The organism is Rhodococcus sp. G6(2025) (assembly GCF_058628105.1).
Genome location: NZ_CP179750.1, coordinates 2,781,623 through 2,792,627 on the forward strand (window position 1 = coordinate 2,781,623; position 11,005 = coordinate 2,792,627).

Here is an 11,005-nt window from a genome sequence, read left to right on the forward strand (position 1 = left end):
AGTTGAGACTTTGATGGACGGTTGGCTAACGTAACCTGAAGTCTATTTCCGCTCACTCAGGATACGAGGAATATGCGTATATCGTCGGCCAGTAGGGCTCTGATGTTCGTGCTGGCAGGCATTGTGATGCTGGGCGGCGCGGCACCAGCGGCAGCGGATCCCGTGGAAGCGGAACCCGCGCCCGTGGTCGATCCGTCCGTGCTTCCAGGGGCGAACGACTGGAGCTGTAAGCCATCCGCGGCACATCCGCGTCCCGTCGTGCTGGTGCACGGCACCTGGACGGGCATGGTGGGAACGTGGAAGGACCTCGCTCCGGCGCTCCACGCGGAGGGCTACTGCGTCTTCGCCCTCAACTACGGACAGGCCGCCGGTCTGACCGAGGGCAACATGATGCGCATGTTCGGCGGCGCCGACATCGCGGAGTCCGCTCAGCAGCTCGCCGGCTTCGTCGATCAGGTCCGCACCACCACCGGCGCTTCGCAGGTCGACATGATCGGGCATTCGCTCGGTGGCACGGTGTCCCGCCAGTACCTGCGGTTCGACGGCGGCGCGGACCGCACGAACCCGGCGCTGAACAAGGTGCACTCGCTCGTCACGCTCGGCGCCACCAACCACGGCACCAGCTTCGGGGACGTCCAATCGCTCGGCGCGATCGCGCAGGCACTGGGTGTGCCGGTCACGACGCTCGCCGGTGTCGCGGTCGGACCGTCCTACATCCAGCAGATGGTGGGCTCGCCCTTCCTTCAGCTCCTCAACGCGGGCGGCGACACCGACCCGGGCATCGAGTACACGGTGGTCGCCAGTCGCAGCGATACCGTGTCGACCCCGCCGGAGAACACGTTCCTGACGGCCGGTCCGGGGGCCGTCGTGCACAACATCTGGCTCCAGGACGGCTGCGACGCGAACACGGCCGAACACAATCAGCTGACCACCGATCCGCGGGCCGTGTACATCATCCAACGGGCGCTGGACCCCACGTACGGAGATCGCAACCCCGCACCGTGCTGACCCGGCGCCGGGGACCGGTGGTGCCGGTCAATCCCAGATGCCGACCTCGTCGAGATGCGCGACCAGCCGCTGGGCGCCGTCGATGAAGTGGGCCTTGTTCTCGGCACCCACCACGCCGGCCTTCCCGTCGGCGAGGGCGGCGATGAGACGGCGATGGCTGTCGACCGCCGACTCGCCCCAGGCCGGATCGGACGAATAGAACTGCACCGGGGTGTATCGGGTGGCGCTGAGCAGGAACCACGACAGCTTGCTCGCGTCGGCAAGCCGGTTGATGACCCGGTGGAACGAGAACTCGAGGTCCTCGATGCGGTCGGCGTCGCCGTCCTCGACGGCGCGTCGCAGCTTCTCGTTGATCGCGGTCAGCTCCTCCACGGCCTCCGGAGTGGCCGACCGCGTCGCGCGGACCGCGAGTTCCTCGGCGATCTGCCCCTGCAGCCAGAAGAGGTCGTGGATGTCGTCCCGGCTGAGCGGGGCGACGACGTACCCGCGGTGAGGAACCAGTTCGACGAGTCCCTCGCCCCGCAGGGTCAGGAGCGCCTCACGGACAGGTGTGACGCTGACCCCCAGGTCCGCCGCGGTCTCGTCGAGCCGGATGAAGTCACCCGGGCGAACGCCCCCGGACATGATCAGGTTACGGACGTGCACGGCGACGTCGTCCGACAGCTGGGGTCGACGGCGCAGGGTGCGGCCCGCTGGGGATCGTGACACGGAGGGCGATGCCATGGAGAACTCCTTCGATGCGGCAAACCAGCATAAACCGCAGGGGATGATTACAAGCCGTAGGTCTTGCCGATGATGTCGCGCTGAATCTCGTTGGTACCGCCGTAGATGGTCGACACGATGGTGGAGCGGACGTGCTTCTCCATGTCGAACTCGGTGGCGTAGCCGTACCCGCCCATCATCTGCATGCCCTCGAGCGCGACCTTCTTCGCCGTCTCCGTGACCTTCAGTTTGGCCATCGACGCCTCGCGGGCCAGCATCTTGTCCGGGTTCGCGTCGACGTCCTCGGCGACGCTGTAGACGAGCAGCTTGCAGCACTCGATCTCGGTCGCGAGATCGGCGATGCGGTGGCGCAGCGCCTGGAACGATCCGACGGGCCGCCCGAACTGCTTGCGCTGGGTGACGAAGTCGAGGGTGTCGGCGAACGCGCGCTGCGCGGTGCCGAGCATCATGGCGGCGAGGATCAGGCGTTCGAAGTTCAGGCCGGTCATCAGCTGGCGCCAGCCGTTGCCGACCTCGCCCACCACCGCGTCCTCGGGCAGGACGCAATCGGTGAAGTAGAGATCGTTGACCTCCTTGCCGCCCATCGTGTCGATGCCGCTGATCTTCAGCCCGGCGGTATCCGCGGGGACGTGGAACATCGTGAGGCCTTCGTGCTTGCCGTCGCCGCGCCCGGTGCGGGCCACGAGCAGGATGTTGTCGGCGAAGTGTGCGTTGGAGCACCACGTCTTCTGACCGTTGATCACCCAGCCGTCGGCGGTCTTCTCCGCGCGGGTGCTGAGGTTGCCGACGTCGGAACCGGCTTCCGGCTCGGACATCGAGATGGACTGTGATCGGCCGGCCACGATGCCGCGCAGCACGATGTCCTTCTGTGCGTCGGTCCCGAACTTCGCGTAGGCGCCGCCCGTGATCAGGGTGGGACCGATGCCGCCGATGGGGGCCATGCCCTTGGCGGCCTCCTCGAGCAGGATGCACATGTCGACGTGGCTGGCGGCCGATCCGTCGTACTCCTCGGGAATGGTGATGCCCAGCCAGCCCAGCTTGGCCATCTTCTCGTAGACGTCCTGATTGTGGTTGTGCTCGCCGTGATTCGTCAGCCTGTCGCGCTGCTCGCGGGTGCCGCTCTCGCGCTTGCAGAAATCGGCGATTGCCGACGCGAAGTCCTTTTGTTCACTGGTGAATTCGACGCTCATGTCCGGGGGACTCCTCGAGGTTGATTCGGCCGGCGAATCGGTCGGCCGGAGGTGACTGTGTGGGGCTTGCCGCGATGGGGTCTGCCGCATACTGTGATGTCCACTACATTACATCACATCACATATATTTGATGTGATCTTGAGGGAGGACAGACCATGCCACAGCAGGCGGAGACGACCGAGACGACGGCCGGCGCGCAGCCCGCGGCCTCGACGGAGCAGGCGCCGAAGACGTTCGCGTCCCTGGACCCGCGCAACGGCAACGTCCTGGCCGAGTACCCGATCCAGGGGGAGCGGGAGGTGCGCGAGGCCGTCGACGCGGCCCGAGCGGCCGCTCAGTGGTGGAACGCTCTCGGATTCGACGGCCGCAAGCAATGGCTCCTCGACTGGAAGAAGTCCGTCGCGCGAGACGGTGAGCAGCTCGCCGCACTCGTCGCCGCCGAAACCGGTAAGCCGTACGACGACGCGCTCCTCGAAGTGATGCTCGCCGTCGAACACCTCGACTGGGCCGCGAAGAACGCGGGCAAGGTCCTGAAGCGGCGCAAGGTGCCGTCGGGCCTGGTCAGCGCGAACCAGGCCAGCAGTGTCGGATACGAGCCGATGGGTGTGGTCGGTGTCATCGGGCCGTGGAACTACCCCGTGTACACGCCGATGGGGTCGATCTCCTATGCGCTGGCGGCGGGCAACACTGTCGTCTTCAAACCCAGCGAGCTGACCCCCGGGGTCGCGGTGTGGCTCGCCGACAAGTGGAAGACGCTCGTTCCCAACCAACCCGTGCTGCAGGTGGTCACCGGAGACGGGTCGACCGGCGCGGCTCTCGTCTCGGCCGGGGTCGACAAGATCGCCTTCACCGGATCTGCCGCCACCGGCAAGCGCGTCATGGCCGCGTGCGCCGAAACGCTCACCCCCCTCGTCGTCGAGGCGGGCGGCAAGGACGCCATGCTCGTCGACGCCGACGCGAATCTCGACGAGGCGGCCGGCTTCGCGGTGTTCGGCGCGATGGGCAACGCCGGACAGACGTGCGCCGGCGTCGAGCGCATCTACGTCGTCGACTCGGTGTACGACGAGTTCGTCCGACTGGTCGCCGAGAAGTCGAAGGTCCTGCACCCCGGCCCCCGGGACGCCGCCTACGGTCCGATGACGATGGCCGGCCAGTCCGACGTCGTCCGCGGCCACGTCCAGGACGCACTCGACAAGGGCGGATCCGCGGTGGTCGGCGGACTGGACTCCATCAAGGACGGCTACGTCGGGCCGATCGTGCTGACCGGCGTTCCTGAGGACAGCACCGCGATCCGCGAGGAGACGTTCGGACCCACGGTCGTCATCAACAAGGTCGCCAGCCTCGACGAAGCGGTCACGAAGGCCAACGGCACCACGTTCGGGCTCGGCGCATCCATCTTCACCAAGGATGCGACGAAGGCGATGCAGGCTGCCGAGAAGCTCAGGACCGGAGTCGTGACGATCGGTTCGGTGCTCGGGTTCGCCGGTGTGGCGGCGCTGCCGTTCGGGGGTGTCGGAGATTCGGGCTTCGGCCGCATCCACGGCGCCGACGGTCTGCGTGAATTCAGCCGGGTCAAATCCATCGCCAGGCAGAAGTTCGCGGCTCCGCTGAACCTGCTCACCATGCAGCGCAAGTCGCGGGACATGAAGATCTCGGCCTGGTTGTTGAAGAACCGGCACGGACGCTGATCACACGGCAGGAGGGTATTCACATGCTGATGAAGACCAAGCGTGCCGACACCGGCGCGCCGGGCGAGGTTCCGCGGGGCAGGCACGGCTGGCGGCGCCGCATCGAGGAACTCGACCCGATTCGGGATCACCAGGAGATCCATCGCATCACGGCCGGCTACGAATTTCCGTGGGACTACCAGCGATCCCTCGAGTTCGCGCTGTTCCGGACGTACTGCGTCCCCACCATTTCGGAACTGCTGCAGCGCACCGGTGAGTTCGAGAAACGGCCACAGAAGCGGTACGACGACACCGCGCTGCTGATGGCCGAACTCGTCGAACACGGCTACGACTCCGAGCGCGGCGTCGAATCGCTGCGCGTCGTGAACCGAATGCACGGCAAGTACGACATCGACAACGACGACATGCTGTACGTGCTGACCACCTTCATCTACGAGCCGATCGACTGGATCGACCGCTTCGGGTGGCGGCGGCTGACCCCGAACGAGCGTCTCGCGTGTTTCCATTTCTACCGTCAGGTGGGAATCCGGATGGGAATCAAGAATATTCCCGAGAGTTTCGAGGACTTCTACCGGTTCAAGGTCGACTACGAGCGGGAGCATTTCCGGTACACCGACGACAACCACCGCGTCGGCACCTACACGCTGAAGCTGTTCTGTTCCTGGTTTCCGGCGCCACTCCGGCCGCTCGTCGCTCAGGGGGTCTACGCCCTCCTCGACCCGATGATGCTGTCGGCGTTCGGGTTTCCCGCCGCCCCGATCTGGCTGCAGAACGCGTCCCGCGGTGCGCTGCGGATCCGTGCGAGGTTCGTGCGCTTCCTGCCGCCGCGTCGGGAGTCCAAGGCCGCCCGGGATCGGCACAACCGGAGCTATCCCGGATACCCGGTCGGCTACCGTCCCCGGGATCTGGGCGCGGACAGCGACAATCACCGTGGAGCCCGTCGACAGGTCGCATGACGGCTGTGCCCCTGGGCGACTCGTCCAGGGACACGGCCTCAGTGGCCCAGTAGTACCGCCGTCATCAGGGTGTGGAGACGCGCACGCGACTCCTCGCGGGTGTCGAAGTGGACCAGTCGGCCGATATCGAGAACCAAACCCAGCGCCGCGTGAACCAGGAACCGTGCCTCCGGAGCCGAGAGTTCGGAGCGCACGGTGGTCACCAGGTGGACCCACTCCTCGACGTGCAGGCGCTGCACGTTGCGGAGATTGGTCCGCTCGTTCTTCGGGAGATTCCCGATCTCCGCGAAGTACACCGACAGCACTTCCGGGTTCCGGAAGGCGAGTTCCAGATAGGACTCCGCGAGTGTGCGGAGTGCATCCTCGGGGCCGGTGGCGGTGGACAGCGCCGCCGAGGTGGCCACGGCCAGCCGGTCGGACGCGCGGTAGAACACCGCCGCGAGAAGGTCGGCCTTGCTGGGGAAGTGGCGGTACACGCTCGACGCGTTGATGCCGGCCGCGGCGCCGATTTCTTCGATGCTCGAGTCGTGATAGCCGTGCCGGTCGAATATCTTCACGGCCTCGTTGATCAGCAACTCGCGCTTGGACGTCACCGCCAGGCCGCGTACCGCACCTGTGCCCGCGTTCCTGCCGTCGGCCGGGACGGCGGGAGGCAGTGTCGCGTGCAGGATCGATTCGCACGCCGACTCGAGTAGCGCGCCGAGCCGGCGCGTCGCGAGGGTGGTGCGGTGTGCGCTGATGCTTCCCATCACGCTCAGTGTCGACGCCCCCAGTGTCGTGGCGTCGACGGACGTGAGTTCGGGGCGCAGTTCCCGCAGGGGGCCCGCCACGCACTGGGTGACGTGAACGAAGACGTCGCGGATTCGCGTGCGATCCTCGGCCTCGAGGTACCGGCCCTCCCAGCGGTAGAGCCCGGCGACCTTGCGGTTCTCGATGGTATTCGCGACGAGCGCGGAGATCAGATGGTCGAGGCGGTCTCCGGGCTCGCGTTCGGCCATCCCCTCGAGCGCGCCGTCCGCGGCTGCCTGCAGAGCGTCGGCCGTCGTGGTGGCGGCGTGTACGAGCAGGGCGTACTTGTTGGGGTAGTGCCGGTAGAGGGCGGGGCCGGAGATCCCGATGGTGGCCGCGATCTCGTCGACGCCGACCGCGTGGTAGCCGCGCTCGCTGAAGGCCTCGGCAGCGACGTTCGCGATCTGGGCCTTGCGGTTCTTCGGGCGACGGCGGATCGGCCGCTCGGTGGCGGCACCGGCCGTCGTGCTGGTCCGAGCCACGGTCACCTCCAGTAATCGGCAGTCATCTGCCAGTTTAACTGTCGATCATCTTAACCGAGACTTTCGCATCGTCTGGTCGGCTGAGGGTTGCGTTCGGAGAAATCGTCACGCCGCATTCTCGGAAAATGCCGGTGAATCCGGCCGCCAAGGTGTCGTGGGGGTATTGACACGTGAGGAACAGGCGGAATAAGTTAACCGAAATTCGCATGTGTCCGCGGTCTCCTGACGGTCGTGCGCTCCTGGATCTCACATTTCGAACTATCGGAGGTAGCTGGAACATGAGAGCAACCCGGCAGAGCGGGCAGGCATTGATCTTCGACGCGATCAGAACCGCTCGTGGGCGGGGCAAGAGCAACGGTGCCCTCCACGGCACCAAGCCCATCGACCTGGCGGTCGGGTTGATCGAGGAGATCCAGGTCCGGACTCCGAATCTGGACCCGGCACTGATCGACGAGTTCGGCCGCAAGGGTCGCTCCACAGGCGCCGGCTTCTACGAGTACGCGGACGGGATCCAGGGATTCGTCTCCCGGGCGCAGCTGCTGGCCGCGCGGTACGGCGACCGATTCCTTCCACCCCAACTACTGCTGGACAAGGCCGCCGCAGGCGGCACGTTCGAAGAGGTGAACTGAGATGAGGACGAAATTCACCGAGGCCTTCGGTGTCGAGCATCCGATCGTCCAGGGCGGCATGATGTGGGTCGGCCGTGCCGAACTCGTAGCGGCCGTGGCCGATTCGGGGGCGCTCGGATTTCTCACCGCGCTCACCCAGCCGACTCCCGAAGATCTCGTTGCGGAGATCGCCCGCACACGGGAGCTCACCGACAAGCCCTTCGGTGTGAATCTGACGATCCTCCCGTCGATCAACCCGCCGCCGTACGCCGAGTACCGCCAGGCGATCATCGATTCCGGAATCGGGATCGTCGAGACCGCCGGCTCCAATCCGGTGGACCACCTCCCGCACCTCAAGGACGCGGGGATCAAGGTGATCCACAAGTGCACGAGCGTGCGGCACGCGGTGAAGGCGGAACAGGTGGGTGTCGACGCGGTCAGCATCGACGGCTTCGAATGCGCAGGGCACCCGGGTGAGGACGACGTCGCGGGCCTGATCCTGATCCCGGCGGCCGCCCGAAAGCTCACGATCCCCCTGATCGCGTCCGGTGGTATCGCGGACGCGCGTGGTCTCGTCGCAGCACTCGCACTCGGCGCCGACGGCGTGAACATGGGCACCCGATTCATGTGCACGGTCGAATCCCCGGTGGCACACGCCGTCAAGGATCAGATCGTCGCCAACACCGAACGCGACACCGAACTCATCTTCCGCTCCCTTCGCAACACCGCCCGCGTCGCGACCAACGCGGTCAGCACCGAGGTGGTCGACATCGAATCCCGTGGCTGCGAATTCGCCGACATCCAGCATCTCGTCGCCGGAGCCCGGGGACGCACGGTGTTCGAAAGGGGCGATCTCGACGCCGGAATCTGGACCGCTGGACAGAGCCAGGGCCTGATCGACGACATCCCGACCGTGCGCGAACTCGTGACCCGGATGGTCACGGAGGCGGAATCGATCATCACCGGACGGCTCGCGAGCACGGTCGACTCGCGCATCGGAGCGGTGTTGTGACCGCCCCGGCGGTCGACGGGCTGCGCGTCGTCAACGAGGCCGGGATCCTCCGGATCACGATCGACCGCCCCGACCGGATGAATGCTCTCGACCTGGCACACATGACGGCACTGGGCGACGTGCTCACCGCAGCCGCCACGGACTCCTCGGTTCGCGTCGTGATCATCGCGGGGGCGGGCAAGGCCTTCAGCACGGGCGCGGACCTCGCCGCGGCCGGGGGCCGGGAAGCGCCCGCGGAGGTGGTGATGGATTCCGCCAACCGGGTGGTTCGTGCCATCGTCGAGTTGCCGGTCCCGGTCATCGCGCAGGTGAACGGGGCGGCCGCGGGTGTCGGGGCGTCCATCGCGCTGACGGCCGACCTGACGTATGCCTCCGAGAACGCCTATCTACTCCTCGCGTTCGTCAACATCGGGTTGATGCCCGACGGCGGTTCCAGCGCGCTGATCGCGGCGTCCATCGGCCGGGCACGGGCCACCCGGATGGCACTCCTCGGAGAGCGCCTGCCCGCCGCGCAGGCGGAGCGGGACGGCCTGATCGCGGGCGTCCTCCCTCCGGACGAACTCGCCGCGCACGTCGATGCCGTGGCGGCCCGGCTCGCTCGTGGTCCGAGGCGGGCCATCGAACTCACCAAGCGGGCACTCACCGCAGCGACGCTCACAGCTCTGGACGCATCACTCGACCGCGAGAAGGCGGGCCAGGCGGAACTGCTGCAGGCCCCCGACTTCGTCGAAGGGGTCACCGCGATGCTCGCGAAACGCGCTCCGAACTTCCGGAGCTGATGCGAATTGCGGTTAACAAGACTGTTCCGATAGACGTCGAGATCTGTAATACTCGTCACAGCTCGGTGCGGGTCCGAACAGGCAGACGGGCGCCGGGCACGAGTACAGCGAAGGGACCACCACCACATGTCGTCACGTAGCGAGCTGCTGGCGCAGCCACTGCAATCCCGCCGCAACCACTGGAACAACTGGGTTGCGTCGCACGCGGAGATGAAGCCCGATCAGGCCGCGTTCCGCTTTCTCGGCCACAGTACGACCTGGCGCGAATTGCACGACCGATCGGAGGCGCTCGCCGGCGCACTGTCCCGGCGAGGCGTGAAGTTCGGCGACCGTGTTCTGCTGCTCACCCTCAACCGCACCGAATTCTTCGAAGCGGTTCTCGCGATCAATGCCCTCGGCGCCATCGCGGTCCCCGTCAACTTCCGGCTCACCCCGCCCGAGGTCGCGTTCATCGCCCGTGACTCCGGGGCTCGTGCGGTGTTCACCGAGCCCGCGCTCGCACCGCTGGTCGCGGCGGTGCGGCAGGACGTTCCCGAACTGAGCCTGGTCGTGAACATCGGCGCCGACACGGAAGCCGACATGCTCGGCTACGAAGAACTCGTGTCGGAGTCCGGCCCGGCCCATGCCCCCGTCGATCTGCCGGAGGACACACCGTCGCTGATTCTCTACACGTCCGGAACGACGGGTACGCCCAAGGGTGCGGTGCTGTCGCACTCGAACATGGTCGGACAGTCCATCACCTGTATCCGCGCGATGCGTTACGACCGCGGCGACGACATCGGGTTCCTCGCGTCCCCCGTGTTCCACGTGGCCGCGCTCGGTTCCGTCGCCCCGATGCTGATGCTCGGCGGTACCACGGTGATTCACCCGCTCAAGGCGTTCAACCCCACCGAGATGCTCGACGTGTGGGAGCAGGAGCGGATCACGACGGTGTTCCTCGTGCCGGTGCAGTGGCAGGCCGTCTGCGCCGACCCGACCGTCCGGGGTCGCGATCTCGCCCTCCGCGTCATCAGCTGGGGGGCGGCGCCCGCATCGGATACGGTGCTGCGCGCCATGGCGGACACGTTCCCGCGGGCGCTCATCGTCGCGGTGTTCGGGCAGACCGAGATGTCGCCCATCACCTGTGTCCTCGACGGGGACGACGCGATCCGCAAACTGGGTTCGGTGGGCAAACCGATCCCGACGATCCAGACGCGCGTCGTCGACGACGACATGAACGACGTCGCACCCGGGACCGTCGGCGAAATCGTCTACCGCGGACCGACGATGATGCTCGAGTACTGGCAGAACCCGGCCGCCACGGCGGACGCGTTCGCCGGCGGGTGGTTCCACTCCGGAGATCTGGTGCGGCAGGACGACGAAGGATTCGTCTACGTCGTCGACAGGAAGAAGGACATGATCATCTCCGGCGGAGAGAACATCTACTGCGCCGAGGTGGAGAACGTCCTGTTCGGACATCCGCGGATCCGGGAGGCCGCCGTCGTCGGCCGGCCCGATCCCAAGTGGACCGAGGTGCCCGTCGCCGTCGTCGCACTCGACGACGAGGGATCCGACCTCACCGTGGACGAACTCGCGGCGTGGCTCGACGACAAGCTCGCCCGGTACAAACACCCGAAAGACGTCGTGATCGTCGACGCGCTGCCCCGCAACGCCAGCGGCAAGGTCGTCAAAGGCGAACTCCGAAAGACCCACGGCGCATCCGGCGTCGCGGTCGTCTGACCCCGTATCGAACATCTCGAGGCCGGTCCCCGCTCTGCGGTGACCGGCAA

Annotated in this window: 10 protein-coding genes; 7 read left to right on the forward strand and 3 right to left on the reverse strand. The window is 66.7% G+C overall.

The genetic code is table 11. From position 1 onward, the window contains the following. Positions 1–72: 72 nt before the first annotated feature. A complete protein-coding gene (locus tag ACLIVD_RS12485) occupies positions 73–1,008 on the forward strand; it encodes an esterase/lipase family protein (RefSeq protein WP_283332965.1) in 936 nt (311 codons plus the stop codon). 27 nt (positions 1,009–1,035) lie between these two features. Here the strand turns inward: ACLIVD_RS12485 and ACLIVD_RS12490 are convergent, their stop codons facing one another. Together ACLIVD_RS12490 and ACLIVD_RS12495 are read right to left on the reverse strand one after the other, a co-directional pair. Beyond that, positions 1,036–1,731 carry a GntR family transcriptional regulator gene (locus ACLIVD_RS12490; RefSeq protein WP_283332966.1) on the reverse strand — a complete coding sequence of 232 codons (696 nt, stop codon included), beginning with the start codon at positions 1,729–1,731 and terminating at the stop codon, positions 1,036–1,038. A 47-nt stretch (positions 1,732–1,778) separates the two neighbouring features. Beyond that, on the reverse strand, positions 1,779–2,921 hold the full coding sequence (locus tag ACLIVD_RS12495) for an acyl-CoA dehydrogenase family protein (protein ID WP_283332967.1): 1,143 nt from the start codon (positions 2,919–2,921) through the stop codon (positions 1,779–1,781). A gap of 156 nt (positions 2,922–3,077) precedes the next feature. Here ACLIVD_RS12495 and ACLIVD_RS12500 point away from each other — a divergent pair, with 156 nt between their 5' ends. Both ACLIVD_RS12500 and ACLIVD_RS12505 read left to right on the forward strand, forming a co-directional pair. Next, a complete protein-coding gene (locus ACLIVD_RS12500) occupies positions 3,078–4,610 on the forward strand; it encodes an aldehyde dehydrogenase family protein (protein ID WP_491932549.1) in 1,533 nt (510 codons plus the stop codon). Positions 4,611–4,633: 23 nt separating this feature from the next. Next, positions 4,634–5,566 (forward strand): oxygenase MpaB family protein, encoded by a 933-nt coding sequence (locus tag ACLIVD_RS12505; protein WP_283353820.1) that lies wholly within the window; start codon positions 4,634–4,636, stop codon positions 5,564–5,566. A 38-nt stretch (positions 5,567–5,604) separates the two neighbouring features. Here ACLIVD_RS12505 and ACLIVD_RS12510 read toward each other — a convergent pair whose 3' ends face one another. Further along, on the reverse strand, positions 5,605–6,843 hold the full coding sequence (locus ACLIVD_RS12510) for a TetR/AcrR family transcriptional regulator (protein WP_283332970.1): 1,239 nt from the start codon (positions 6,841–6,843) through the stop codon (positions 5,605–5,607). A gap of 272 nt (positions 6,844–7,115) precedes the next feature. Here ACLIVD_RS12510 and ACLIVD_RS12515 point away from each other — a divergent pair, with 272 nt between their 5' ends. From ACLIVD_RS12515 to fadD5, 4 genes are all read left to right on the forward strand, one after another. Further along, positions 7,116–7,466, forward strand: a complete 351-nt coding sequence (locus ACLIVD_RS12515; protein ID WP_491932550.1) for a hypothetical protein — start codon at positions 7,116–7,118, stop codon at positions 7,464–7,466. Between the two features lies 1 nt (position 7,467). Beyond that, positions 7,468–8,457, forward strand: coding sequence for an NAD(P)H-dependent flavin oxidoreductase (locus ACLIVD_RS12520; RefSeq protein ID WP_283353821.1), 990 nt, complete (start codon positions 7,468–7,470; stop codon positions 8,455–8,457). Beyond that, positions 8,454–9,236: an enoyl-CoA hydratase gene (locus ACLIVD_RS12525; RefSeq protein WP_283353822.1), complete on the forward strand. Its 783-nt coding sequence runs from the start codon at positions 8,454–8,456 to the stop codon at positions 9,234–9,236. Before ACLIVD_RS12520 ends, ACLIVD_RS12525 begins: the two co-directional genes overlap by 4 nt. 126 nt (positions 9,237–9,362) lie before the next feature. Continuing rightward, entirely contained in the window at positions 9,363–10,955 is a 1,593-nt protein-coding gene (gene fadD5 / locus ACLIVD_RS12530) for a fatty-acid--CoA ligase FadD5 (RefSeq protein WP_283353823.1), read from the forward strand. Positions 10,956–11,005 lie beyond the last annotated feature (50 nt).

Coding starts and splice junctions, on each gene's coding strand:
- ACLIVD_RS12485 (WP_283332965.1), top strand. CDS start 73: ATGCGTATATCGTCGGCCAGTAGGGCTCTGATGTTCGTGCTGGCAGGC.
- ACLIVD_RS12490 (WP_283332966.1), bottom strand. CDS start 1,731: ATGGCATCGCCCTCCGTGTCACGATCCCCAGCGGGCCGCACCCTGCGC.
- ACLIVD_RS12495 (WP_283332967.1), bottom strand. CDS start 2,921: ATGAGCGTCGAATTCACCAGTGAACAAAAGGACTTCGCGTCGGCAATC.
- ACLIVD_RS12500 (WP_491932549.1), top strand. CDS start 3,078: ATGCCACAGCAGGCGGAGACGACCGAGACGACGGCCGGCGCGCAGCCC.
- ACLIVD_RS12505 (WP_283353820.1), top strand. CDS start 4,634: ATGCTGATGAAGACCAAGCGTGCCGACACCGGCGCGCCGGGCGAGGTT.
- ACLIVD_RS12515 (WP_491932550.1), top strand. CDS start 7,116: ATGAGAGCAACCCGGCAGAGCGGGCAGGCATTGATCTTCGACGCGATC.
- ACLIVD_RS12520 (WP_283353821.1), top strand. CDS start 7,468: ATGAGGACGAAATTCACCGAGGCCTTCGGTGTCGAGCATCCGATCGTC.
- fadD5 (WP_283353823.1), top strand. CDS start 9,363: ATGTCGTCACGTAGCGAGCTGCTGGCGCAGCCACTGCAATCCCGCCGC.